General features: G+C 70.1%; 19 protein-coding genes and 1 tRNA gene. 8 read left to right on the top strand and 12 right to left on the bottom strand.

Annotation, left to right across the window (positions count from 1 at the left end):
* Positions 1–227 precede the first annotated feature (227 nt).
* The 4 genes from J8M50_RS38890 to J8M50_RS38875 all read left to right on the top strand — a co-directional run bounded on the left by J8M50_RS38890 (position 228) and on the right by J8M50_RS38875 (position 4,446).
* Positions 228–1,133 carry a dihydrodipicolinate synthase family protein gene (locus J8M50_RS38890; protein WP_010358098.1) on the top strand — a complete coding sequence of 302 codons (906 nt, stop codon included), beginning with the start codon at positions 228–230 and terminating at the stop codon, positions 1,131–1,133.
* A 203-nt stretch (positions 1,134–1,336) separates the two neighbouring features.
* Complete coding sequence (locus J8M50_RS38885; protein ID WP_010358096.1) at positions 1,337–2,338, top strand: proline racemase family protein; 1,002 nt, start codon at positions 1,337–1,339, stop codon at positions 2,336–2,338.
* Positions 2,335–3,012: a GntR family transcriptional regulator gene (locus J8M50_RS38880; RefSeq protein ID WP_029184404.1), complete on the top strand. Its 678-nt coding sequence runs from the start codon at positions 2,335–2,337 to the stop codon at positions 3,010–3,012. The genes J8M50_RS38885 and J8M50_RS38880 overlap by 4 nt, the downstream gene beginning before the upstream one ends.
* Before the next feature lie 150 nt (positions 3,013–3,162).
* Complete coding sequence (locus J8M50_RS38875) at positions 3,163–4,446, top strand: flavin-containing monooxygenase (RefSeq protein ID WP_010358093.1); 1,284 nt, start codon at positions 3,163–3,165, stop codon at positions 4,444–4,446.
* A 100-nt stretch (positions 4,447–4,546) separates the two neighbouring features.
* Here the strand turns inward: J8M50_RS38875 and J8M50_RS38870 are convergent, their stop codons facing one another.
* From J8M50_RS38870 to J8M50_RS38815, 12 genes are all read right to left on the bottom strand, one after another.
* Entirely contained in the window at positions 4,547–5,695 is a 1,149-nt protein-coding gene (locus tag J8M50_RS38870; RefSeq protein ID WP_010358092.1) for a tryptophan dimethylallyltransferase family protein, read from the bottom strand.
* Between the two features lie 306 nt (positions 5,696–6,001).
* Positions 6,002–7,348, bottom strand: coding sequence for a cytochrome P450 (locus J8M50_RS38865; RefSeq protein WP_075692633.1), 1,347 nt, complete (start codon positions 7,346–7,348; stop codon positions 6,002–6,004).
* Between the two features lie 112 nt (positions 7,349–7,460).
* Complete coding sequence (locus tag J8M50_RS38860; RefSeq protein ID WP_010358089.1) at positions 7,461–8,054, bottom strand: GTP-binding protein; 594 nt, start codon at positions 8,052–8,054, stop codon at positions 7,461–7,463.
* A complete protein-coding gene (locus J8M50_RS38855; RefSeq protein ID WP_010358088.1) occupies positions 8,029–8,406 on the bottom strand; it encodes a DUF742 domain-containing protein in 378 nt (125 codons plus the stop codon). Before J8M50_RS38855 ends, J8M50_RS38860 begins: the two co-directional genes overlap by 26 nt.
* Positions 8,403–8,804 (bottom strand): roadblock/LC7 domain-containing protein, encoded by a 402-nt coding sequence (locus J8M50_RS38850; RefSeq protein WP_010358086.1) that lies wholly within the window; start codon positions 8,802–8,804, stop codon positions 8,403–8,405. Before J8M50_RS38850 ends, J8M50_RS38855 begins: the two co-directional genes overlap by 4 nt.
* Positions 8,801–9,982, bottom strand: a complete 1,182-nt coding sequence (locus tag J8M50_RS38845) for an ATP-binding protein (RefSeq protein ID WP_010358085.1) — start codon at positions 9,980–9,982, stop codon at positions 8,801–8,803. The genes J8M50_RS38850 and J8M50_RS38845 overlap by 4 nt, the downstream gene beginning before the upstream one ends.
* A gap of 210 nt (positions 9,983–10,192) precedes the next feature.
* Positions 10,193–11,416 carry an ROK family transcriptional regulator gene (locus J8M50_RS38840; RefSeq protein ID WP_100216880.1) on the bottom strand — a complete coding sequence of 408 codons (1,224 nt, stop codon included), beginning with the start codon at positions 11,414–11,416 and terminating at the stop codon, positions 10,193–10,195.
* A 14-nt stretch (positions 11,417–11,430) separates the two neighbouring features.
* Positions 11,431–13,974, bottom strand: coding sequence for a beta-galactosidase (locus J8M50_RS38835; RefSeq protein ID WP_010358082.1), 2,544 nt, complete (start codon positions 13,972–13,974; stop codon positions 11,431–11,433).
* Entirely contained in the window at positions 13,971–14,867 is an 897-nt protein-coding gene (locus J8M50_RS49860) for a carbohydrate ABC transporter permease (RefSeq protein ID WP_010358081.1), read from the bottom strand. The genes J8M50_RS38835 and J8M50_RS49860 overlap by 4 nt, the downstream gene beginning before the upstream one ends.
* Positions 14,867–15,847: a carbohydrate ABC transporter permease gene (locus J8M50_RS38825; RefSeq protein ID WP_010358080.1), complete on the bottom strand. Its 981-nt coding sequence runs from the start codon at positions 15,845–15,847 to the stop codon at positions 14,867–14,869. Before J8M50_RS38825 ends, J8M50_RS49860 begins: the two co-directional genes overlap by 1 nt.
* 6 nt (positions 15,848–15,853) lie before the next feature.
* Positions 15,854–17,122, bottom strand: coding sequence for an ABC transporter substrate-binding protein (locus tag J8M50_RS38820; protein WP_223786391.1), 1,269 nt, complete (start codon positions 17,120–17,122; stop codon positions 15,854–15,856).
* 227 nt (positions 17,123–17,349) lie between these two features.
* A tRNA-Leu gene (locus J8M50_RS38815) sits at positions 17,350–17,437 on the bottom strand.
* 438 nt (positions 17,438–17,875) lie between these two features.
* On the opposite strand from J8M50_RS38815, the gene J8M50_RS38810 reads away from it, so the two are divergent.
* Genes J8M50_RS38810 through J8M50_RS38795 form a run of 4 tightly spaced genes read left to right on the top strand, consistent with a single transcriptional unit; the run spans position 17,876 to position 24,342 of the window.
* Positions 17,876–19,558, top strand: a complete 1,683-nt coding sequence (locus tag J8M50_RS38810; protein ID WP_010358077.1) for a thiamine pyrophosphate-binding protein — start codon at positions 17,876–17,878, stop codon at positions 19,556–19,558.
* 11 nt (positions 19,559–19,569) lie between these two features.
* Positions 19,570–20,802 carry a formyl-CoA transferase gene (frc, locus tag J8M50_RS38805; RefSeq protein ID WP_010358076.1) on the top strand — a complete coding sequence of 411 codons (1,233 nt, stop codon included), beginning with the start codon at positions 19,570–19,572 and terminating at the stop codon, positions 20,800–20,802.
* Position 20,803: 1 nt separating this feature from the next.
* Positions 20,804–22,948, top strand: coding sequence for an acetate--CoA ligase family protein (locus tag J8M50_RS38800; RefSeq protein WP_010358075.1), 2,145 nt, complete (start codon positions 20,804–20,806; stop codon positions 22,946–22,948).
* Positions 22,948–24,342, top strand: coding sequence for an OFA family MFS transporter (locus J8M50_RS38795; RefSeq protein WP_075692637.1), 1,395 nt, complete (start codon positions 22,948–22,950; stop codon positions 24,340–24,342). Before J8M50_RS38800 ends, J8M50_RS38795 begins: the two co-directional genes overlap by 1 nt.

The following is a 24,342-nucleotide window of genomic DNA, read 5'->3' as shown; positions in this document are numbered from 1 at the left end:
GGCGGCCCTCACGGCGCCCGCCCCGCAGAAACGGCGATCCGGACGCGCCCCCGGCGAGAACGGCAACCCGCACGCCGCACCACCCGGCGAGAACGGCCGAGCACGTGACACTCCCCCTGTCACACCGCACCCCCGCACGGCCCACCTCCCCGACACGACCCCCGCCCTCGCCCCGCCACCCGCACCCCCACCCACCAACCACCCCCTCATCTGCCCCGGAGGCCCCCATGCCCACGCCCCCCACCCCTCGCACCCGCCCCTGGCACGGCGTCCTCGTCGCCACCGCCCTCCCCCTCAACGACGACCTCTCCGTCGACTACGACAAGTACGCCGACCACTGCACCTGGCTCATCGCCAACGGCTGCGACGGCGTCGTCCCGAACGGCTCCCTCGGTGAGTACCAGGTCCTCACCCCCGAAGAGCGCACCAAGGTCATGGAGACGGCCGTCGCGGCGATCGGCGGCGACCGGGTCATGCCCGGCGTGGCCGCGTACGGCGCGGCGGAGTCCCGGCGTTGGGCCGAGCGCGCGGCCGAGGCGGGCTGCGGCGCGGTGATGCTGCTGCCGCCGAACGCGTACCGCGCCGACGAGCGCGCGGTGCTCGGCCACTACGCCGAGGTCGCGAAAGCGGGACTGCCGGTCGTGGCCTACAACAACCCCATCGACACCAAGGTCGACCTGGTGCCGGAACTCCTCGCCCAACTCCACGGCGAGGGCTACATCCAGGGCGTGAAGGAGTTCTCCGGCGACGTCCGCCGGGCCTACCGCCTGGCCGAACTCGCCCCGGACCTTGACCTGTTGATCGGCGCGGACGACGTCCTGCTGGAGCTGGCCGTGGCCGGGGCGAAGGGCTGGGTCGCCGGCTACCCGAACGCATTGCCGCGCGCGTCGGTCGAGTTGTACCGCGCGGCGGTGGCCGGCGACCTCACCACGGCGCTCCCGCTGTACCGCCAGTTGCACCCGCTGCTCCGCTGGGACTCCCGCGTCGAGTTCGTCCAGGCGATCAAGCTGTCGATGGACATCGTGGGCCGCCACGGAGGCCAATGCCGCCCGCCCCGCGTCCCGTTGCTGCCGGAGCAGGAGACGGCCGTACGGTCGGCGACGGAGAAGGCGGTGGCAGCCGGACTCGCGTGACACGCGAACTCCCGTACCCCACCGGCGACTTGGCCAACTCGCGGAAGCGGCCGGGAGATTGGCGCGCGACCACCGACCCCGCGCGCCACTCCTGCTTCCCGCACACCCACATCGACCTCACACACCCACCCCCACCTCCCGCCCGCCCGCATCAACCCCGCGCACCACCCCGCCTCCCCCACCCCACGGAAAGGCCCCCGGCCATGCGCAGCAAACTGGTCCTCCACGCCGTCGACTCGCACACCGAGGGCATGCCCACCCGAGTGATCACCGGCGGCATCGGCACCATCCCCGGCGCCACGATGAACGAGCGGCGCCTCTACTTCCGCGAACACCGCGACGACATCAAGCAGTTGCTGATGAACGAGCCGCGCGGCCACGCGGCGATGAGCGGCGCGATCCTCCAGCCCCCGACCCGCCCGGACTGCGACTGGGGCGTGGTCTACATCGAGGTCTCCGGCTACCTCCCGATGTGCGGACACGGCACGATCGGCGTGGCAACCGTCCTCGTGGAGACCGGCATGGTGGAGGTGACGGAACCGGTCACGACGATCCGCCTGGACACCCCGGCCGGAGTGGTGGTCGCCGAGGTCGAGGTGGAGGGCGGCGCGGCGAAGGCGGTGACGCTGCGGAACGTCCCGTCGTACGCGGTCGCCCTGGACCGCAAGATCACGCTCGGCAACGGCCGTACGGTGACGTACGACCTGGCGTACGGCGGCAACTTCTACGCGATCCTGCCGCTGGACGAGTTCGGGCTGCCGTTCGATCGCGCCCGCAAGGACGACATCCTGCGCGCGGGGCTGGAGTTGATGGAGGCGATCAACTCCGAGGAGGAGCCGGTGCATCCGGAGGATCCGTCGATCCGGGGCTGCCATCACGTCCACCTGATCGCGCCGGGTTCGACGGCCCGTCACTCGCGGCACGCGATGGCGATCCACCCCGGCTGGTTCGACCGCTCCCCCTGCGGTACGGGCACGAGCGCGCGCATGGCGCAGCTCCACGCGCGCGGCGAACTCCCCCTGCACACCGAGTTCGTGAACGAGTCCTTCATCGGCACCAGCTTCACGGGCCGCCTCCTCGGTACGACGGAGGTGGCCGGACTCCCCGCCGTACTCCCGAGTTTCACCGGCCGCGCCTGGATCACGGCGACGGCACAGTACCTGCTGGACCCGACAGACCCCTTCCCGGCGGGGTTCGTCCTGTGACCGAGAACCCTGTGCCGGAGAACCTCCCCACGCTGGGGCGACGCAGCAGCTACCGACAGAAGGTCGTGGACGCACTACGAGCCGCACTGATCGCGGGCCAACTCCGCCCCGGTGAGGTGTACTCGGCGCCAGGAATCGCGGCACGGTTCGGCGTATCGGTAACCCCAGTACGCGAGGCGATGCTGGAGCTCGCGAAGGAGGGCCTGGTCGACGCGGTCCCGAACAAGGGCTTCCGGGTCACCGAAGTCTCCGACATACAACTCGACGAGTACACGCAGATCAGGGCACTGATCGAGATCCCTACGGTGGTGGGTCTCACGAAGACGGCGGACCCGGCGTCCCTGGAAGCCCTACGCCCCCTAGCTCAGGAGATCGTCACCGCATCGGCAGCCGGCGACCTCGTCGCATACGTCGAGGCGGACACCCGCTTCCACCTGGACCTGCTCGCTCTCGCCGGCAACACGCACCTGGTGGAGGTGGTCCGCGACCTGCGGAGCCGCTCCCGCCTGTACGGCCTCGAAGCACTCGCCGCCTCCGGCCACCTCCCCGCGTCCGCAGCCGAGCATCTCGCCCTGGTAGACGCCCTGTTGGCCCGCGACGAGGAGGCCGTCCGCACGATCATGACCCAACACCTGGGCCACGTACGGGGGTTGTGGGCGACGGCACGGAGATAGGACACCCCCGCCTTCCGCCCATGCACAAGACCGCCTCCTGTGATCCTTGTCGCTGACGTGACACGCGTGACACAAGTGCCGCCCGGGCATGTCAATCCCCGTTGAGCGAAAGGATCGTGCCGTTCCTGTGCGGGAAGTGGGGAAATCAGCATGCGAGTATGCCTGATCGGCGCAGGCCTGTCGGGACTGGCGACGGCGCGGCAACTCAAGGAGCACGGCGTCGAGTTCGTCTGCCTGGAGAAGGCCCCGGACGTCGGCGGCCTGTGGCGCCAGCCCGACGCCGGTGAGCGCGGCCCCGGTTACCTGTCACTGCACCTCAACACGGCCAGGCAGCTCACCGGTTACGCCGATTTCCCGATGCCGGACTCGTACCCCCTGTACCCCCGGCACAGCCAAGTCGCCGCATACCTGCGGTCGTTCGCCGAGTGGGCCGGCCTGCTGGACCACATCGAGCTGGACACCACGGTCGAGTCGGTGCGCCAGGAGGACGACGGTTCGTGGACCGTCGTCAGCAAGGGCCCGGACGGCACCGCCACCCGCGGCTTCGCCCACGTCATCGTCGCCTCGGGCCACAACACGCAGCCGGTGATGCCGGCCCTCCCCGACGGCGCCGACACCTTCGACGGAACGATTCTGCACGCCCTGGACTACCGCGACGGCAGCGACTTCACCGGCCGCAGGGTCGTGGTCGTCGGCCTCGGCGCCTCGGCCGTGGACATCGCCGCCGACCTGTCCCGGCACGCCGAGCACACGGTGATGTCGGTACGCCGTGGCCTGCACGTGCTGCCGAAGCAGCTCTTCGGCATGTCCCTGGACGAGATCGCGGACGCGCCGTGGTGGACGGCGATGTCCCTGGAGGAGCAACGGCGCCTGATCGAACAGGCGTTGCTCGTCGTGCACGGCAAGATCTCCGACTACGGCCTCCCCGAGCCCGACCACCCGCTGTTCGCGTCGGCGGTCACGATCTCCGACGAGATCCTCAGCCGGATCCGGCACGGCGAGGTGACCGCGAAACCGGCGATCGACCGTATCGACGGCGACCGGGTCGTGTTCACCGACGGCACCTCCGTGGCCGCCGACACGATCGTCTACTGCACCGGTTACCGCATGGACTTCCCGTACCTGCCCGCCGGTTGCCCGAGAGGGCCGGGCGGCGCGGTGGAGCTGTACAAGCGGGTCGTCGCGGCCGACCGACCGGGCCTGTACTTCGCCGGCATGGTCCGTCCACTGGGCTCCATCACCCGCCTCGTCGAGGCGCAGGCCCGCTGGATCGCCCGCATCCTCACGGGCGAGGCGTCCCTCCCGGCCCCCGAGGTCATGCGCAAGGAGATCGCGGACTACCTCGCCGGGATCGCGGGCCAGTACGGCCAGACGGAAGGCTCGTCGACGCAGGTCGGCGTGGCTCAGTACCTGGAGGAACTGCGCGCCGAGTAAGACAGGCCGCCCTACACCTCACAACCCCAAAACCCCACACCCCACGCTCCGAGGGGAGTCCCCCCACCCCCCTCGGCATTCATGCCATGCTCATGACACCTCACATATCAGACAGAACCCTGCCATGCGCAGGCACCCGCACCAGCGGCGCCCGCACCTCGTACGCCTCCGCCGAGAGATACGTGGTGATCCGCGTAGGCCGCCCCTGCTGATGGACGAGCGCCAGATAGGCGATGAGCCCGGCACCGTCCTCGGGCCGCCGCGAGGTGAGCGCCCCCATCGCCCGGCGCAGCCCCGCCGGATCCATACCGTGCCGCCGCAGCGCGCGGGCCGCACGGCCGAGGGCGTCCCCGTCGTGACGGACGTAGTCACGGACCGGGACATGAAGGGTGAACCCGCTCGGCCGCCCCGTCCGGTTCTCGGTGAAGGCGTGGCAGGTCAGACCGGGCCGCCCGGCCAGTGGCACGTGTAGACGAGCATCGCCCGAAGCCTCGTCGAAGCCCCCCGCGAGCGTAAGGAACTCCTCGACCTCCCCGGCGGACGGCCCGGGTACGGTCCTGGAGAGGGTTCCGGCGCGGGCGGCGGTGAGGTCGTCGTGCCGGAGGTAGACCTTCGCCCGGGGTGTGTCCCAGTCCCCGAGGTCGAGGGCGAGGAACGGGTAGCCGTCGGCGTCGGGCAACGAGTCGAACGCCTCGGGGTGGCCCAGGCGTTGGAGTGCCTCACGGACGGTCGCGGCGGCTCGCGCGGGCCCCGAGGCGGAGGGGTTGAGATAGACCTTGACGGCCGGGACGCCGCCGGGCCGCAGTTCGAGGGCGATCCACAGAGCGAGCGGCCCGTGGGGGTCGTCGGGGAGGAACAGGTCGGTGAGCGCGTCGAGTTGGACGGTGGAGAAGTTCCAGGCGCGGGCGAGTTCGTGGACGACGGCGAGCCCGGTACGGCCGTTGCCCGCCAAGTCCGGTTCCAGGCAGCCGGGTTCGACCAGGACGCGCAGGGCGGGCGGCTCGCCGGGGAGATGGGCGAGGGAGAACTCGACGGGGGTGTGGTCGTCGGAGAGGAAGGTGCGGGTGGGTGGCGGCAGGTCCAACGGCCGTTCGGCGACGGGTCCGAGGGCGGTGAGCAGGACGGCGGCGTAGCGCTCGGCGTCGGCGGGGGCGAGCCCCGAGATGTCGCAGAGGCGGAGCAACTGGCCGACGGTGAGGGCCCCGAGCGTGGGCGCGCCGTCGCCAACCCTGGGCGCGGTGGCGGTCATCACGCCACCTCCGGGAGCACGGCCCGGAAAAGAGCTTGGGCATGAAGATACCCGCCCTGTGGGGCGGGTATCTCGTGGTCGCGGCTGTGGAGTTGGTCCGTCGGGGTGGGGGCGTGCGACCGCCCCCCGGTTATGTACGGCCCGCTGCGGGCTTGCCGTACGGGGCGCCGAAGCGCAGTGGTGTCGTGGAACCTGAGGTTCATGACACCTCCTTCGTCTCATGAGCAACACGGATACCGCGTTGCTCACTACCCCCGGTGACGAACCTTCATGCGATTACGGAAAACCCTGTGGATGTTGTGTGAATCACTTGGTGAGCCAGTTGAGGAACTGGCTCCACACACCCCCGCGTTCGGGCCTGCGCCCGGCGTCGACGCTGGGCGCCGGGGCCTGCGTACGCGGCTGCGGCGCGGGCTTGTGCACGGTCTTGACCGGCGTGAAGCGCGCGGGCAGCGCGGCGAGCGCCCGGTGGAAGGGACCCGGACGCCAGGTCAAGCTGCCCTCGGGGACGGCGAGTTCGACGTCGGGGAGCTGGTTGAGGAGGTTCTCGATGGCGGCGACGGCGATGTGCCGCGCGGGGTCCTTCGAGGGGCAGGCGTGCGGTCCCGCGCTCCAGGAGAGGTGGGCGCGGTTGCTGCCGGCCTGCCGGGCGGCGGTCAGCGCGGGGCCGGTGTTGGCGGCGACGAAGCTGACGAGCATGAGGTCGCCCTCGGTGGCCTTGTGGCCGGCGAACTCCAGGTCGGCGGAGGGGTAGTGGGCGGCGAAGTTCGATATCGGGGGGTTCTCCCACAGGGTGTCGTCCATCGCCTCCTCGATGAGTCCGCCGCCCCCGCCGTACCGGTCGTGGGTGAGGAGCCGGTGCAGGGTGTTGCCGATGAGGTTGCGCAGCGGTTCGATGCCGGCGCCGAGGAGGAGGGCGAGCTGGTGGACCATCTCCTCGTCGGTGAGCGCCGACTGATGGCGCATCAGCCAGGTGGTGACGTCCTCGCCGGGCCGGGAGCGCTTGAGGACGACGAGTTCGCCGATGGCCTGGAAGAGGACCTCGGCGCTTTTCTCCGCGTTGACCCCGTCGAACATGCCCGAGATGCCGAACAGGACGCGGTCGCCGATGTCGGCGGGGCAGCCGAAGAGTTCGTTGAAGACGAACAGCGGGAGCTGCTTGGCGTAGTCGCCGAGGAGGTCGGCCGAACCGCGCGTGGAGAACTGGGAGAGGAGGTAGCCGGAGATCCGCTCGATGCTCTGGGCGAGCTTGCGGGAGTCGATCCGGGCGAGGCTGTCCGCGACGGCCTGACGGAGCCTCAGATGGTCGGCGCCGTCACTGAACATGACGTTGGGCCGGTACACGAGCAGCGGGGCGACCGGGCTGTCCGGGGCCACCTTGCCCTCGTTGAAGTCCCGCCAGCGGCGCGCGTCCTTGCGGAACGAGCCGGTGTCCTGGAGGAGTTGGAGCGCGGTGGCGTAGTCGGTGACGAGGGTGGCCTCGACGCCGGGGGCGAGTTCCACCGGCGCGGTCGGTCCGTAGTGGCGCATGTAGGTGTAGTACGCCTGGGGGTCCGCCGCGAACTCCGGACCGTACAGCGGCACTCGGCCGCCCGAGTTGTGCGCCGGGCACCCGGGCGGGGGCACCGGGGTGGTGGATCGGTCGTCGTCCATGTCTGCTTGGTCTGCCTCTTCGAGTGAACAGGTTCGGTGAACGTGTTACGGCATACGCCGGGCAACTCGCCGCGGCGGGACCCCCGTTGGTCCCGCGTCAGAAGAGTGGGTGTCAGTGGGAGCGTGCCATCAGGAACTCGACCAGCCTGATCAGCGCCTCGGCCGAGGATTTCTCGTCGCGCGCGTCACAGGTCACGATCGGGGTGTCGTCCAGCAGGTCGAGCGCCTCGCGCAGGGCCGACTCGTCACGCGGGGGCGTCCCGTCGAAGTGGTTGACGGCGATGGCGTAGTCGAGGCCGAACTGCTCGATGAGGTCGATGACTTCGAAGGAGTCGGCGAGCCGCTCGGGGTCGACGAGGACGAGGGCGCCGAGGGCGCCGCGTGCCATGTCCTCCCACATCTGGACGAAGCGCTGCTGTCCGGGGGTGCCGAACAGGTAGAGCACGACGCGGTCGCTGATGGTGAGGCGGCCGAAGTCCATGGCGACCGTGGTGGTGGTCTTGCCCTGGACACCCTTGAGGTCGTCGACGGACTCGGCGGCCCGGGTCATCGTCTCCTCGGTGGTCAGCGGTTCGATCTCGGAGATCGCCCCGATGAACGTGGTCTTGCCCACCGCGAAGTGGCCGACCACGAGGATCTTGACGGCCGTCTGCTGCTCGCCGCCGCGGACGTACGCCGTCTCATCCAAACTTTGCGCGGAGACCATTCAGCACCTCCTCCAGGATTTCCCGGTCGGCGAGGGGAGCCCGCTGGACGGGCGGACGGGTGACGAGATGACCGGCCTCGACGAGTGCGGCGAGGAGGATCTTCACGACGCCCAGGGGCAGTTGGGTGTGGCCGGCGATCTCGGCGACCGACAGGTAGCCGGCGTCGCAGAGGTCGAGGAGGCTCTGCTCCTCGGGGGTGAGCCGGGTCGGGCGGCGCCGGTCGCCGGGGGCGGCCGTGACCAGGGTGATGAGCGAGAGCTGGCCCTCGTCGGGCAGTACGCGTCCCCTGGTGATGACGTACGGTCGCACTAACTCCGGCGTCTGGGGCTCGAATTCGCCGTATCCGCTCATGCCTGGACGCCGATGTTCTCGCGCGGCGGCGTGGTGAGCGCCTTGCCGAGCTGGCCGACGAGCTGCTGCATACGGAACGTGATGTCCTGCATGTCGACCTCGGGCGTCGCGGAGACGCCCAGGTAGGCGCCCTCCCCGGCGGAGATGAGGAAGACCCAGCCGCCGTCGAACTCCACGAGGGTCTGGCGCCACTGCTGGGAGCGGTCCTCACAGAAGAACGCGAGCGAACGGCTGAGCGACTGGACACCGCTCATCGCGGCGGCCACCCGGTCCGCGTTGTCCTTGTCGAACTCCTTGGTGCGGGCCATCAGGAGCCCGTCGGCGGAGATCAGGACGGCGTGCAGGGCCCCGGGAATCTCCAGGGCGCTGTCAAGCATCCATGACAGATCGGCGTTCACGAGACATCATGCCCTTCGCTGCTCGCACCTCTTGTGCTGCTCGTCTGGTCCGCCCCGTCACTGCGGCCGGACTGGGTGCCGCGCTGGAAGGCGCCCATGATCGCGGCGGTCTCGGCGCCGGAGCGGGACCGGCCCGGGGCGGCGGTCTCCGTGGAGCCGCTGCCCGGCACGATCGCCATCGGCCGCTTGCGGCGCCGCTTGGGCAGGCCGTCGGAGGTCGTGGCGGCGGCGAGCGGCGTCGCCTCGGGCGCGGCGTACTCGGGCGCGCTGACCGTGGTGACGACCGGCGCGGGCTCCTTCTGCTGGGGCGCGCCGGTGAGGAGGTCGTGCGGCAGGAGCAGGACGGCGCGGACGCCGCCGTACGGGGAGGAGGAGTCGACGGACACCTCGAAGCCGAAGCGCTCGCTGAGCACGCCGATGACCGCGAAGCCGAACTGCGGGGGATTTCCGAGCGCGGAGACGCCGGTGACGCGTTCGCTGGAGAGGAGTTTCTCCGCCTTGACGCGTTCCTCGTCGTTCATGCCGACACCGGCGTCGTCGACGACGATGCAGATGCCCTTGGGCACGGTGCGGATGTTGATCTCGACGACCGTGTCCGGGCTGGAATAGCTGGTGGCGTTGTCGAGGATCTCGGCGAGGGCGAGCGCCACGGGTTCGACGGCGCGGCTGGTGATGCCGAAGTCGACCTGCGAGAGGATCTCGATGCGGCGGTAGTGCCGGACGCGTCCCTGGGCGCTGCGGACGACGTCGTAGACGGAGGCGACGTCGCGCTGCCGTCCGAGCCAGCCGTCGCAGAGCACCGCGATGGACTGGGCTCGGCGGCCGAACTGGGAGTTGGTGTGGTCGATCTCCAGGAGGTCCTGGAGCATGACCGAGTCACCGTATTTGTTCTGGAGCCGGGAGACGATCAGCTGCTGTTCCAGGGCGAGGCCCTGGAGGGTGCGCATGGCGGATTTCAGTACCGTCTTCGTCGCTTCTTCCGCCCTTTCCTGGGCGGCTTCGACGGATTCCGTGTACTGGTTCTCCAGTTCGGCGTAGTGCGTCTTGAGACCGGTGACCTCCTGCCTCAATTCGCGGGCCGCCCGGCGCAGGCGGACGACGAGGGCGATCGCGAGGGCCAACAAGGCCAGCAATGCGAGGAGAGCCCAGAAGGCCGGTTTCTCTATGTAATGCGTCATAAGACTCTCTTCAGGCGACTGACGGCCAGTAGCTGAATTCCCGTCAACGCGGGTGGACCGGCAGACCGCCCGCACCGGGGGCATCGTCGTGCACCCATCCGCCCGCTCTGCAAGCGCCGTGATCGTATCACCGCGAGAACCGGTCAAGGATCGCCAATCCCGGGCCCTGAACAGACATTGACGGTCAGTCAGTTGGGGGCGGCCAATGCCCTACTGAACCCGTGCGCGGGCTGGGCTCGCCAGCCCCAGCCGTTCCAGGAACCGCTCCAGCGTGAACGCGGCCATGCCCAGCGCGACGGCGTTCCCCGGCACCGGCGACGCCTGGACCGTCAGCCCCGGGAGCGAGCCCGGCAGGACGTGCCGGGGCAGCTCCTCACGGACGGCCGGAACCAGCCGGTCGGCCAGCGCGCGGGACATCCAGCCGGTGAGCGTGACCGTCGGCACGTTCAGCAGATTGACCAGGTCCCCGAGCGCCGCGGCCAGATAGTGCGCGGTGCGCGCGAGGAGTTCCTCCACGACGGGGTCGCCCGCCGCGAGCCCGTCGGCGACGGCGACCACGAAGTCCCGCTGCCCCCTGCGCCGCAGCGCCGGGTGGTCCGGCGCGATCGCGGCGAGCGTCGCCTCAAGCCCGGCGGCCCCGACGTACGCCTCGACGCAGCCGCGCCGCCCGCAGCGGCAGGGGCGGCCGTCCAGCTCCAGGAGCGTGTGCCCCCACTCCCCCGCGTTGTTGGTGGTGCCCCGGATCAGCGAGCCGCCCAGGGCGATACCGGCGCCGACGCCCGTGCCGAGGTTGACGACGGCCATGCTGTCGACGCTGCGCCCCACCCCGAACCACATCTCGGACAGCGCGACCGCCTTCAGCGGGTTGTCGACGTGGACGGGCAACTCCAGCCGGGCGGCGAGGAGTTCCTCGATCCGTACGTCGTGCCAGTCCCAGTTCGGGGCGAACACCGAGACGCCCGTCTCGGGGTGGACATGGCCCGGCATGCTCACCCCGACGCCGACGATCCGCTCCCGTCCGACGCCCCCCGCGTCGACGGCGATCCCGATCGCGGAGACGATGCCGTCGACGACGTACCCCTGCGCGTTCTCGTGCTCGTCGAGCGCCACCTCGCCCTGGCCGAGGACGCCCAGGGTGAGGTCGTAGACCGTGGCGACGACGTACGTCTCGGCGACGTCGACGCCGACGATCCGCCCCCGGTCGGGGTCGATGGCGAGCCGCTCGTACGGGCGGCCGACCCCGCCGCGCTCCCTCGCCGCGATGACGAGGACGCCCTCCGCCAGGAACTCGCCGACCAGGGTCGTGACGGTGGCCTGGCTCAGCCCGGTGTGCCGGGCCAGCTCCTGGCGGGAGGAGGGGCCGAGGTCGAACAGAGCGTGCAGCACCGCGAAACGGTTCTCGCCGCGCAGGTCCCGTGCCGTGTGCCGCGCCACGCGCTCCCCCTCGTTCATTCTCTTGTCGCCGGCTCCAGCGTCAGGGTACGGATCTCCGGCTCGCCACGCCCCTCCATTCCCCGCGCGAGCAGGGTGACGGGTCCCGGCCAGCCGCGCGGCACCCACAGCACGTCCGGGTTCCCGCCGGAGAACGCGGGCCGCTCCCCGGCCCAGACCCGCCCGAGGCACTCCCCGCCGGCCCACCCGGTGACCCGTACCTGCGAGGCGTCGAGGCGGATCAACCGCCCTGTGTCGTCCGGGAGATCGAGGTCGATCCACCTCTCCTCCCCCGGCTTCAGCGCCAGCGGCAGCCGCACGACCTCCGCGAGCCCCCGCGTCCCCGCGAACTCCGTGAGCAGGACGTCGTCCTGCACGGCGCAGGACCACTCCCGCACGGCGTCCAGGCCGAGCAGCCGCGCCCGCAGCCCGGGGCCGCTCGGGTGATGCGGCCAGGTCAGGGCGACGACATGGGTGCCGGGGGACAGCAGCAGCCACGGGTTCTCGGCGTTGAGGACCTGCGGCTCACCCCCGTCGACGCTCGCCACGAGCGGCTCCACGACCCCTTGCACCTGCAACGCGGCATCGGTCGCGGCGTGCACCGTACGGGTATAGGTGACCGGCACTCCGACGCGCGTACTGCTCCAGCCGCCGAGCGTCCGCAGCGGCGCGGGCCCGCCCGCCCAGTGGCCGTCGACCGTCCACACCGCGGACACGTCGGCCGCATCCCGGACCTTCCACAGCCGCCCGAGCCCCCGCAGCGCGCCGAGCCGGAGCGCGGGCAGCCGGGCGTCGTCGAAGTTGGCGTGCCCCCAGATCTCGACGACGGCCTCGACGGCGACGGTGCCCGTCACGTCCCGTACGCCGATGGAGCGGGCGGCCCCGAACCCGGTGAGCGTGGGGTGGGCGCGCCCCGCGACGGTCAGGTCCACGATGTCGGCGGCCCCGGTCAGGAGCAGTTCGTCGACGCCGGTCAGGTCGGTGACGGCCCGGTAGGCGCCGCGCCCCCGGTACACGCCGAGCGCCTCCAGCGCGGGCGGCAGCGCGTGCACCCCGGCCGCCTTCTCGGGCGCCGACTCCGTCCGCACCCGCACCTCCTCCACACCGGCCGGCTCTTCCACGACCGGTGCGGGTACGGCGTCGGCGAGGCCGACGGCACCGTCCGCACCGACCTCGCGCACCCGCACCGCCTCGTCCGGCGGCAGCACGACGACCGTCGCTCCCGCAACCGGCGTCCGCCCCGGGACGGGGACGACGACGTGGGCTTCACCGATGACGACGGTCACCGGGACCGTGGAGGCGAACACCAGGGTGCCTTCCCCGGCCGCGACGAGGTCCGCCGAGGCGAGGGTCAGGGTGGCGTCGAGCCCCCAGGGTTCCAGGGGTACGCCGACGGCCATCAGGGGGCACGAGTCGGGGGCGACGGCGACGGGGGTGCCGCCGACGACGGCCGTACCCTGCGTCGTCCCCAGATGCGGTACGGCGACGAGGTGCCCGCCACCCGGCAGGTCCAGCGTGGCGGCCGTCGAACTGGTCGCGAAGTCGCAGTGGACGTCCGGGAGTTGGGCCCCCGGCGTCGCGAGGGCCAGCCGGTCGCCCCAGGTGTCGAGGACCCGCGCGAGGAGCTTCGCCTCGGTGAACTCGGGTCGTTCTACGCCGGTCGAGGAGACGTAGCCGCCGAAGTCGTAGCCGTGGCTCATGAAGTTGCCGGGGCTGCCCCAGTTCCCGGTGGACGGGGTGTAGCCGAAGTTCCAGCCGGACGCCTGGAGATACGGCGCGATCAGCTTGGCCCCGCTCGCGAGGAGCCGGCGCAGGGTGCGGTGGCGGCGGTTGGTCTCGGTGACGAGGAGCGGGACGTCTCTCGTGGCCAACAGGTCGGCGTAGTGCCGGACTTCGGGCTCGATGTCCGGGGAGTCGTCGTCGGGGTAGAAGTTGCAGGCCGGTACGACCCCTTCGACGTCGCCGGTGGCGCCCGCGATGTCGCCCTGCCCGGAGCAGGCGATCAGCGGGACGGTGATGCCGTGCCGAAGTGCCGTGTCCCGCAGGGAGGTTACGTACCCTTCCCGGTCCTCGCAGTCGAAGAAGTCCAGCTCGTTCTCCAGCTGCACCATGATGACCGGTCCGCCCGCCGAGAGTTGACGCTCGGCCAGCAGGGGCAGCACCCGGTCGAACCAAGCGGTGACCTGCTCCAGATAGCGCGGCTCGTTCTGACGGACCCTCAACTCCGGTTCCAGGCCCAGCCAGGCGGGCAGGGCGCCGCCGTCCCACTCCGAGCAGATGTAGGGACCGGGGCGGGCGATGACGTACAGGCCCTGCTGGTGGGCGAGGTCGAGGAACGCGGCGACGTCGCGACGGCCCTCGAACGACCAGTCGCCCGGGGCGAGTTCGTGGAAGTTCCACGGGAGGTAGACGTCGATGCAGGTGTATCCGGAGGCCTTCACCTGGGCGAGGCGGGCGCGCCACTGTTCGCGGGGGAGGCGGAAGTAGAAGAGGGAGGCGCACAGGAGGGTGCGGGGGCGGCCGTCGAGCCAGATGCCTCGGCCGTCGATACGGATGCTCACTTGACTCCTGCGCTTCCGCCGCTGATGTCCATCTCGTAGAGGTATTTCTGGCCCAGGTAGTAGACGATGATCATCGGTACCGCGAGCAGGATCGAGCCGACCATCACCAGGTTCCAGGGCGGCGCCTGGCCGGCCTGCGAGGTGGCGGTGAGGTACTGCACGCCCAGCGCGAGCGGCATCTTCGACTCGTCGTTGAGGTAGATCAGGGGGCCCATGAAGTCGCCCCACGTATGGGTGAGGGTGAAGATGCCGATGGCGATCAGGACCGGCCTGAGCATCGGGAACATGATCCGCCGGTAGACGCCGAAGAAGCCCAGACCGTCCATCATCGCGGCCTCGTCGAGCTCGCTGGGCAGCCGGGAGACGAACTGCCGTACCAGGAACACGTTGAAGGCGTTGGCGAAGAAGTTCGGCACGATCAGCGGCAGGAAGGTGTTCACCCAGCCCAGGTCCCTGAAGAGGATGAACTGGGGGATCATCGTGATCTGCGTCGGGATCATCATCGTCGCGATGACGATCAGGAACATCGCGTTCTTGCCCGGCGCCCTGAGGCGGGCGAAGGCGTAGCCGACCAGGCCGCTGGAGAGGATCTGTCCCGCCACCGAGAACAGCGAGATGAGCACGGAGTTGAGCAGGAAGGTGCCCACCGGCAGGTCGCTGCTGAAGACCCGGGAGAAGTTGTCCCAGTGGAACTCCTTCGGGATGACCGTGAACGAGCCGGAGTTCACGGTGGCGTCGCTCGACAGCGCGATCGAGCCGACGAAGACCAGCGGGGTGGTCAGGACCGCCGCGACGATCAGCAGGGTGCCGTAGGTGAGCGGGGTCGCGCGGAACGCCCGTACGGCGGGGGCCTCTTGGCGTTTCTTGCGCAGCGGGGTGGCCACGGTCGCCATCACTTCACCTCGGTCTCGTAGAACACCCAGCGCCGGGTGGTGCGGAAGGCGATCACCGTGAAGACCAGGATCACCAGGAACAGCAGCCAGGAGATCGCCGAGGCGTAGCCCATGTGGTAGTAGTTGAACGCCTGGTCGAACAGGAACGGCACCATCGTCTGGGCCGCGTCGTAGCCGGCGGGGTTCTTGCCCTTCGCGACCAGGATGTAGACCTGCGAGAACACCTGGAAGGCGCCGATCAGGCCCATGATCAGGTTGAAGAAGATGATGGGCGTCAGGTGCGGCAGCGTGATGCTCCAGAACTGCCGGGTCGCGCTCGCGCCGTCCACCTCGGCCGCCTCGTACAGCTCGCGCGGGATGCCCTTCATCGCGGCGAGCAGCAGCACGGTCGCGGCGCCCGCGCCCCACGCCGACATCAGGATCAGGGCGGGCTTGACCCAGGGGCCGTCGAACAGCCAGTTGGGTCCGGAGACGCCGAACAGGCCGAGGAAGTCGTTGATCGGGCCGTTCGGTGCGAGCACCATCCGGAAGATCATCGCGGTGGCGACCAGCGGGATCAGCGTCGGCAGGTAGATCAGGGTGCGGAACAACTTGCGGGCGCGGATCTGCTTGTTGAGGAGGTTCGCCAGCCACAGGCCGAGCACCAGGCCGAGCGGGACCGAGATCGCCGCGTAGTAGAGGGTGTTCCACAGGGCCTTCCAGAACACCGGGTCGTCCGTGAGGAGTTTGGTGTAGTTCTGGAAGCCGACCCAGTGGGGCGAGGTGAAGGAGTCCCAGTCGGTCATGGAGTAGTAGATCGACGCGATCATCGGTCCCAGCAGGAAGACCAGGAAGCCGATCGCCCACGGCGAGACGAACAGATAGAAGGAGAGGGCCTCCCGGCGGCGCCGCTTGGAGAGCTTCTGCTTCCTCGGCGCGGTGGGGGTCTTGGTGGCCGCCAGGGCTTCAGACGGCGGGGTCGGTGTGGTCGTGGTCGCCATCGACGGTCATGACCCGGACTTGATGAGGGCCTCAAGGTCCTTCTGCACGGCGGTCAGCGCCTTCTTGGCGCTGCGCTCCTTGCCGAGCCAGAAGTCTGCGAGGCCGTTGGAGATGGTGTCGATCATCTCCTGCCACTCGGGGATGAACGGCGCCCGGAAGACGAACGCGCTCGACTCGGCGAACGCACCCATGTCCACCTGGGTCTTCATCCACGCCGGCTTGAGGAACGCCGGGCTCTTCTGCACCTCCAGGTTGGCCGGCACGTCCTGGCCGGAGGAGATGATCTCCGTCTGCGCCTCCAAGGAGGTGAGGAAGTCGATCGCCTTGAACGCGTTGTCGCGCTGCTTGGACGTACGGGAGATCGCGAGGCCGCTGCCGAACGCGGACACGGCCTGCTTCTTGCCGCGCCACATCGGGGCGATGTCCCAGGCGAACTTCGCGGCCGTCAGGCCCCCCATGACCCAGAAGCCGTTGGCGTGGGTGGCGACCTTCTGATTGGGGAAGGCCTGGTCGCCGCCGATGTCGGGGCCCATGTCGGCGTAGTCCGCCTTGCTCGGTACGACCTTGTGCTTGAAGACCAGGTCGCCCGCCCACTGGAGCGCCTCGACCACGGCGTCGCTGTCGACGGCGGGCCGGCCGTTCGCGTCGATGATGGTGCCGCCGTTCTGGTAGGCGAGGCTCCACCACTGCGGCCACCACTCGGCCCCGCTGTAGCCCCACACCTTGCCGGGGACCGTCAGCTCCTTGAACGCGGCGAGGGCGTCGTCCCAGGTCCAGTCCGCGGTGGGCGCCTTGATGCCCTTCTTGTCGAACATGTCCTTGTTGTAGAACACGGTGACCGCGCCGGAGCGGTCCGGGATCGCGTAGAGCTTGTCCTGGTACGAGTACAGCGAGCCGACCGGGCCGAAGCGCTGCTCGGTGTCGAGCTTCGCCGCCTTGGCGAGGTCGTCGAGGGGCAGCAACTGGTTCTTGCTGGAGTACGTGTTGACGCTCTCGGCGACCTGCATGATGTCCGGCCCGCTGCCGCCGGCGATCATCGTCTGGACCTTCTGCGGGTACGAGTCGTTCGGGATCAGCTGGAGCTTGATCTTGAGGTCCGGGTACTTCTTGACCAGCAGGTCGATGCGGGCCTGGTACGTCTTCCGGTCGGTGTCGCCGCCCCACACCGTCATCAGGAGCGGACCGCTGCTGGAGCCCGATGCGGACCCCCCACAAGCGGTGAGCGTGACGACCCCGGCCGCCGCACTCACGCCGAGGAACCCCCGGCGAGACATCTGAATTCTGTCAACTGGCATGACTCATCCCCTGGTTGAGGTGCGGGAGCACACAGGAAAGGTGGTGACGACAGCCAGCCGCGGCTTTGCGTGGCGGTTAAATTAACCCTCGATCAAATTGAGCCACAAGCCCTTGTTCCGCATCAGTTTCGGAAGGGTTGCGTCGCGCCGAGGGCCAGCGCTGTGACCGGACAGCAAAAAGACCCCTGATCTACAGGGGTCTTCGCTGGTGTCCGAGGGGGGACTTGAACCCCCACGCCCGATAAAGGGCACTAGCACCTCAAGCTAGCGCGTCTGCCATTCCGCCACCCGGACAAGGTGTCTGTCTCCGTGGGGCGTTCCCCGCGGCGACATGGACAACAATACCAAGGTTTCGGGGTGCGTTTCACCTGCGTATCCGCAGGCCGGGGGCAGCGCGGGGAGGCCCCGCGACCAGGCGACCTTGAGTGATCGCACGGTCACACGACCCCGTCAAGACCGCCCCGGCGACGGGGTACCGGGTTCCGGCCCACCTCGGAGTGCACGAAGACGCAGGCCGGCACGGGCCGCACGCCCGGCGATCTCGGCACCCCCTGTCCCGGCACCCCCGCGAGGCCGGAATCCGGATGTCCGAAAGTGCCGCGCACCCCCTGGACAGCACCCCCGGGATGCGGGATAACAAGGTCCATACAGTATTCGTCGACTGTATGCAATGTGCCGCATCCCGGCACCCTCTCCTCCTGCGACCACCCCTACGAAGGGACAGGTTCCGCCATGCCCGAGGACACCCAGGACACCATCTCCGGCGGCCATCTCGTCGCCAAGGCACTGAAGGCCGAAGGGGTCGACCGCATCTACACGCTCTGCGGCGGCCACATCATCGACATCTACGACGGCTGCGTGGACGAGGGAATAGAAGTCGTCGACGTCCGCCACGAGCAGGTCGCCGCGCACGCCGCCGACGGCTACGCACGGATCACCGGCAGGCCCGGCTGCGCGGTCGTCACCGCCGGACCGGGGACGACCGACGCGGTGACCGGCGTCGCGAACGCCTTCCGCGCCGAGTCACCGATGCTGCTGATCGGCGGTCAAGGGGCGCTCGCCCAGCACAAGATGGGCTCCCTCCAGGACCTGCCGCACGTCGACATGATGGCGCCGATCACGAAGTTCGCGGCGACCGTCCCGGACACGGCCCGCGCCGCCGACATGGTGTCGATGGCGTTCCGCGAGTGCTACCACGGCGCCCCCGGCCCCGCCTTCCTGGAGATCCCGCGCGACGTCCTGGACGCGAAGGTCCCCGTCGACAAGGCCCGTGTCCCGCGGCCCGGCGCCTACCGCGCCTCGACCCGCTCGGCCGGCGACCCCGAGGCGGTCGAGCGGCTCGCCGACCTCCTCGTGCACGCCGCGAAACCGGCGATCCTGCTGGGCAGCCAGATCTGGACGACGCGCGGCACCGAGGCGGCGGTCGACCTGGTCCGCACCCTCAACATCCCGGCGTACATGAACGGCGCCGGCCGCGGCACCCTCCCGCCCGGCGACCCCCACCACTTCCAGCTCTCGCGCCGGTACGCCTTCTCCGGCGCCGACGTCATCGTGATCGTCGGGACGCCGTTCGACTTCCGCATGGGGTACGGCAAGCGCCTCTCCCCGGACGCGACGGTCGTCCAGATCGACCTCGACTACCGCACCGTCGGCAAGAACCGCGACATCGACCTCGGCATCGTCGGGGACGCGGGACTGGTCCTGAAGCAGGTCACCGAGGCCGCGTCCGGGCGCCTCAACGGGGGTGCGGCGGGCCGCAAGGAGTGGCTGGACGAGCTGCGCGCCGTCGAACAGGCCGCGATCGAGAAGCGGTTGCCGCAGCTCAGGTCGGACGCCTCGCCGATCCACCCGTACCGGCTGGTGAGCGAGATCAACGACTTCCTCACCGAGGACTCGATCTACATCGGCGACGGCGGCGACATCGTCACCTTCTCCGGGCAGGTCGTACAGCCCAAGTCCCCCGGCCACTGGATGGACCCGGGCCCGCTGGGCACCCTCGGCGTCGGCGTCCCCTTCGTGCTCGCCGCGAAGCAGGCGCGCCCGGACAAGGAGGTCGTCGCGCTGTTCGGGGACGGCGCGTTCTCCCTGACCGGCTGGGACTTCGAGACCCTCGTGCGCTACGACCTCCCCTTCGTCGGCGTCGTCGGCAACAACTCCTCGATGAACCAGATCCGTTACGGCCAGGCCCGCAAGTACGGCGAGGCCCGCCAGCGGGTCGGCAACACCCTCGGCGACGTCCACTACGACCAGTTCGCGCGAATGCTCGGCGGCTACGGCGAGGAGGTCCGCGACCCCGCCGACATCGGCCCCGCCCTCAGGCGCGCCCGCGAGTCGGGCAAGCCCTCGCTGATCAACGTCTGGGTCGACCCGGACGCGTACGCCCCCGGAACCATGAACCAGACGATGTACAAGTGAGGTTGACGCCCATGACCGGCAAGGCCCTCGACGGCATCCGGGTCCTCGACATGACCCACGTCCAGTCCGGACCCTCCGCCACCCAACTGCTCGCCTGGCTCGGCGCGGACGTCGTGAAGCTGGAGGCGCCGACCGGGGACATCACGCGCGGCCAGTTGCGCGACGTCCCGGACGTCGACTCGCTCTACTTCACGATGCTGAACTGCAACAAGCGCAGCATCACCCTCAACACCAAGACCGAGCGCGGCAAGGAGATCCTCACCGAGCTGATCCGGCGCTCGGACGTCCTCGTCGAGAACTTCGGCCCCGGCGCGGTGGACCGGATGGGGTTCACCTGGGAGCGGGTCCAGGAGATCAATCCACGGATCGTCTATGCCTCCATCAAGGGGTTCGGGGACGGCCCGTACACCGATTTCAAGGCGTACGAGGTGGTCGCTCAGGCGATGGGCGGGTCGATGTCGACCACGGGGTTCGAGGACGGGCCGCCGCTGGCGACGGGGGCCCAGATCGGGGACTCGGGGACGGGGGTGCACGCCGTGGCGGGGATTCTCGCGGCTCTGCTCCAGCGCGAGAAGACCGGGCGCGGTCAGCGGGTCGGCGTGGCCATGCAGCACGCCGTACTCAACCTGTGCCGGGTGAAGCTCCGGGACCAGCAGCGCCTGGCACGAGGGCCGCTCTCTGAATATCCGAACGACGACTTCGGCGCGGAAGTTCCCCGTTCCGGAAACGCGTCCGGCGGCGGCCAGCCGGGCTGGGCGGTGCGGTGTGCTCCGGGGGGTCCGAACGACTACGTGTACGTCATCGTGCAGCCCGTCGGCTGGCGGCCGATCGCCGAGCTGATCGGGCGTCCGGAGCTGGCCGACGACCCCGAGTGGGCGACCCCGCAGGCCCGGCTCCCGAAGCTCAACAAGATGTTCCAGCTGATCGAGGAGTGGTCGGCGACGCTCCCGAAGTGGGAGGTCCTGGACCGGCTGAACGCCCGGGGCGTGCCGTGCGGGCCGATCCTGTCGACGAAGGAGATCGTCGAGGACGAGTCGCTGATCGCGAACGAGATGATCGTGCGCGTCGAGCACCCGGAGCGGGGCGAGTTCGTGACCGTCGGCAGCCCGCTGAAACTGTCCGACTCCCCTGTGGAGGTGAAGAGTTCGCCGCTGCTGGGCGAGCACAACGAGGAGATCTACGCCGCCGAGCTGGGCCTCGGCGTCGACGAACTGCGGCTGCTGAAGTCGGACGGGGTGATCTGAGGTGCTCGCCGAGGACCGGGAGACACGCGTGCGCGCGGTGCTGGACACCGTGCGCGCCGAGGGACGGACGACGCTGACGGCGCCGGAGGGCAAGGAGGTCGCCGACGCGTACGGGATCGCCGTACCGGGCGAGGAGCTGGCCCGCGACGTCGAGGAGGCCGTGGCGCACGCGGCCAGGTTCGGCGGGCCGGTGGTGATGAAGATCGTGTCGCCGGACATCCTGCACAAGACGGAGGCCGGCGGGGTGGTCGTCGGCGTCGAGGGGGCGGCCGAGGTGCGGGCCGCGTTCCGCCGGATCGTCGACAACGCGCGCGCGTACGACGCGGACGCGCGCGTCACCGGCGTACAGATCCAGGAGCTGCTGCCCGAGGGGCAGGAGGTGATCGTCGGGGCGGTGACCGATCCGACGTTCGGGAAGGTGGTGGCGTTCGGGCTCGGCGGGGTGCTCGTCGAGGTGCTGAAGGACGTGACGTTCCGGCTGGCGCCGGTCAGCGCGGACGAGGCGCTGTCGATGCTGGACTCGATCCGCGCGGCTCCTGTGCTGAGCGGGGTGCGGGGGCGGCCCGGGGTGGACCGGTGGGCGCTCGCGGAGCAGATCCGGCGGGTGTCGCTGCTGGTCGCGGAGTTCCCGGAGATCGCCGAGGTGGACCTCAACCCGGTGATCGCGACCCCTGAGGGGGCGCGCGCGGCGGACGTACGGATCATCCTGTCCGACGCGCCCGCGCGGGAGCGGCGGCGCTACTCGCGCGAGGAGATCCTCGCGTCGATGGGGCGGCTGATGCGGCCCCGGTCGGTGGCCGTCATCGGGGCGTCCAACGAGGCGGGGAAGATCGGCCATTCGGTGATGCGCAACCTGGTCGACGGCGGGTTCGCGGGGGACATCCATCCCGTCAACCCGAAGGCGGACGACATCCTGGGGCGCAAGGCGTACCGGAGTGTCATGGACGTGCCGGGCGAGGTGGACGTCGCGGTGTTCGCGATCCCCGCGCGGTTCGTCGCCGCCGCCCTGGAGGAGACCGGCCGCAAGGGTGTCCCGAACGCCGTACTGATCCCGTCGGGGTTCGCGGAGACCGGGGAGCACGCCCTCCAGGACGAGATCGTGGAGATCGCCGAGCGGTACGGCGTACGGCTGCTCGGGCCGAACATCTACGGCTACTACTCGACCTGGCAGGACCTGTGCGCGACGTTCTGCACGCCCTACGACGTGAAGGGCGGGGTCGCGCTGACCTCGCAGTCGGGCGGGATCGGGATGGCGATCCTGGGGTTCGCGCGCAGTACGCGCACGGGTGTGTCGGCGATCGTGGGGCTCGGCAACAAGTCGGACCTGGACGAGGACGACCTGCTGACGTGGTTCGCGCAGGACCCTCACACCGAGTGCGTGGCGATGCACCTGGAGGACCTGAAGGACGGGCGGGCGTTCGTGGAGGCCGCGCGGGCGACCGTGCCGGTGAAGCCTGTCGTCGTCCTGAAGGCCGGGCGGACGGCGGCGGGCGCGCGGGCCGCCGGCTCGCACACGGGCGCTCTGGCGGGCGACGACGCCGTCTACGACGACATCCTGCGCCAGGCCGGGGTGATCCGTGCGCCGGGGCTGCACGACATGCTGGAGTACGCGCGCGCGTTGCCGGTGCTTCCGACGCCGCGCGGCGACAACGTCGTCATCATCACCGGCGCGGGCGGCAGCGGCGTCCTGCTGTCGGACGCGGTGACGGACAACGGGCTGTCGCTGATGGAGATCCCGCCCGATCTCGACGCGGCGTTCCGCCGGTTCATCCCGCCGTTCGGGGCGGCCGGCAACCCGGTGGACATCACCGGCGGCGAGCCTCCGGCGACGTACGAGGCGACGATCCGGCTCGGTCTCGAGGACCCGCGCGTGCACGCGCTGGTGCTCGGTTACTGGCACACGATCGTCACGCCGCCGATGGTCTTCGCGGAGCTCACCGCGCGCGTGGTGGCCGAGTTCCGCGCGCGGGGCGTCGACAAGCCTGTGGTGGCGTCGCTGGCGGGCGACGTCGAGGTGGAGGAGGCGTGCCAGTACCTCTTCGAGCGGGGGGTCGTGGCGTACCCGTACACGACCGAGCGGCCGGTCGCCGTGCTGGGCGCGAAGTACCGGTGGGCGCGGGCCGCCGGGCTCCTCGGGGGTGGTTGATGAAGACCACCGGGTACGACGCTGCGTCCGTGCCCTACCGGGAGGTGACGGACCGGCACGGGCGCGTGTACCGGATCGGGGAGAGCGACCGGGATGTCATGGGGCGGCCCCGCTGGACCATGGTGCTCCTCCCGTGGCTGGGGATGCTGGGGATCAGCTCCTCGGAGTACGCGTTCACGTCCGCCGAGGACACGCTCCACGAGGCGCATCTGTGGAGCAGCGGGCACATCTTCTGGCTGATGGGCGTCTGGGTGTTCTTCCAGGCGGCCGTGGCCTTCCCCGCGGGCCGGCTGCGGGAGAGCGGACGGCTGCCCGCGCGGTACGCGATGCTGCTCGGCGCGCTGGGCACGGTGCTGGGCTACGTGTCGCTGGCGTACGCGCCGCACGTCGCCGTCGCCTACCTGGGTTTCGGGATGTGCAGCGGCATCGGCGCGGGCCTGGTCTACGCGACCTGCGTGAACATGGTCGGCAAGTGGTATCCGGAGCGCAGGGGCGGCAAGACCGGCATGGTCAACGGCGGGTTCGCCTACGGCTCGGTGCCGTTCGTGTTCCTGTTCACGTCGTACATGGACCTCGGCAACTACCAGGGCGTCCTGGTCGCCGTGGGGCTGATCTGCTGCGCGGTCGTCGCGGTCGCGGGGTGGTTCTTCCAGGACCCGCCGAAGAACTGGTGGCCCGCGGACGTCGACCCGCTGCGGATGGCCGACGACCCGAAGATCCGCCGGGCGCTGCTGAAGAACCCGCCCGCGGTGCGGCAGTACACGCCCCGGGAGGCCGCGCGCACGCCCGTGCTGTGGATGATGTGGTTCTGCCTGCTGTGCACGGCCGGGATCAACATCTTCGGGATCGCCTTCCAGGTGCCGTTCGGCAAGGACATGGGGTTCGCGGGCGGGATCGTCGCCACCGCGATGTCCCTGAAGGCTATCGTCAACGGCACCGGGCGCGGGGTGATCGGCTGGATCTCCGACCGCCACGGGCGGCGCCACACGCTCGTCGTCGTGTGTGTCGTCCTGGGCACCGCCCAGTTCGGGGTGCTGGTGTCCGGACAGACGGGCAGCATGCCGTTCTTCCTGGTCTGCTCCATGGTCTCCGGGTTCGGCGGGGGCGCGATCTTCCCGCTGTTCGCCGCGATGACGGCCGACTACTTCGGCGAGAACAACAACGCCGGCAACTACGGGATGGTCTACAGCTCCAAGCTCGTCTCCGGCCTCGTGGGCTCCGGTGTCGGCTCGATCGTCGTCAAGGTCTGGGACTACGAGGGCGCGTTCGTCCTGGCGGGGTCGATCGGGCTGGCGTCGGCCGTCCTGGCGCTGTTCCTGAGGGCTCCGGGCAGGCCGCGGGCCCGGCGTCGCATCGTTCCCAATCCGCATCCGCTCGGTGAGGAAATGGCCTGA

The sequence above is a fragment of the Streptomyces acidiscabies genome, assembly GCF_020010905.1.
GTDB classification, from domain to species: Bacteria; Actinomycetota; Actinomycetes; order Streptomycetales; family Streptomycetaceae; genus Streptomyces; species Streptomyces acidiscabies.
Note: the sequence above shows the minus strand (reverse complement) of the source record. Positions and strands in the feature narration are given on the sequence as shown.

Coding starts and splice junctions, on each gene's coding strand:
- J8M50_RS38890 (WP_010358098.1), top strand. CDS start 228: ATGCCCACGCCCCCCACCCCTCGCACCCGCCCCTGGCACGGCGTCCTC.
- J8M50_RS38885 (WP_010358096.1), top strand. CDS start 1,337: ATGCGCAGCAAACTGGTCCTCCACGCCGTCGACTCGCACACCGAGGGC.
- J8M50_RS38875 (WP_010358093.1), top strand. CDS start 3,163: ATGCGAGTATGCCTGATCGGCGCAGGCCTGTCGGGACTGGCGACGGCG.
- J8M50_RS38870 (WP_010358092.1), bottom strand. CDS start 5,695: ATGACCGCCACCGCGCCCAGGGTTGGCGACGGCGCGCCCACGCTCGGG.
- J8M50_RS38865 (WP_075692633.1), bottom strand. CDS start 7,348: ATGGACGACGACCGATCCACCACCCCGGTGCCCCCGCCCGGGTGCCCG.
- J8M50_RS38860 (WP_010358089.1), bottom strand. CDS start 8,054: ATGGTCTCCGCGCAAAGTTTGGATGAGACGGCGTACGTCCGCGGCGGC.
- J8M50_RS38855 (WP_010358088.1), bottom strand. CDS start 8,406: ATGAGCGGATACGGCGAATTCGAGCCCCAGACGCCGGAGTTAGTGCGA.
- J8M50_RS38845 (WP_010358085.1), bottom strand. CDS start 9,982: ATGACGCATTACATAGAGAAACCGGCCTTCTGGGCTCTCCTCGCATTG.
- J8M50_RS49860 (WP_010358081.1), bottom strand. CDS start 14,867: ATGGCGACCGTGGCCACCCCGCTGCGCAAGAAACGCCAAGAGGCCCCC.
- J8M50_RS38825 (WP_010358080.1), bottom strand. CDS start 15,847: ATGGCGACCACGACCACACCGACCCCGCCGTCTGAAGCCCTGGCGGCC.
- J8M50_RS38820 (WP_223786391.1), bottom strand. CDS start 17,122: ATGTCTCGCCGGGGGTTCCTCGGCGTGAGTGCGGCGGCCGGGGTCGTC.
- J8M50_RS38810 (WP_010358077.1), top strand. CDS start 17,876: ATGCCCGAGGACACCCAGGACACCATCTCCGGCGGCCATCTCGTCGCC.
- frc (WP_010358076.1), top strand. CDS start 19,570: ATGACCGGCAAGGCCCTCGACGGCATCCGGGTCCTCGACATGACCCAC.
- J8M50_RS38795 (WP_075692637.1), top strand. CDS start 22,948: ATGAAGACCACCGGGTACGACGCTGCGTCCGTGCCCTACCGGGAGGTG.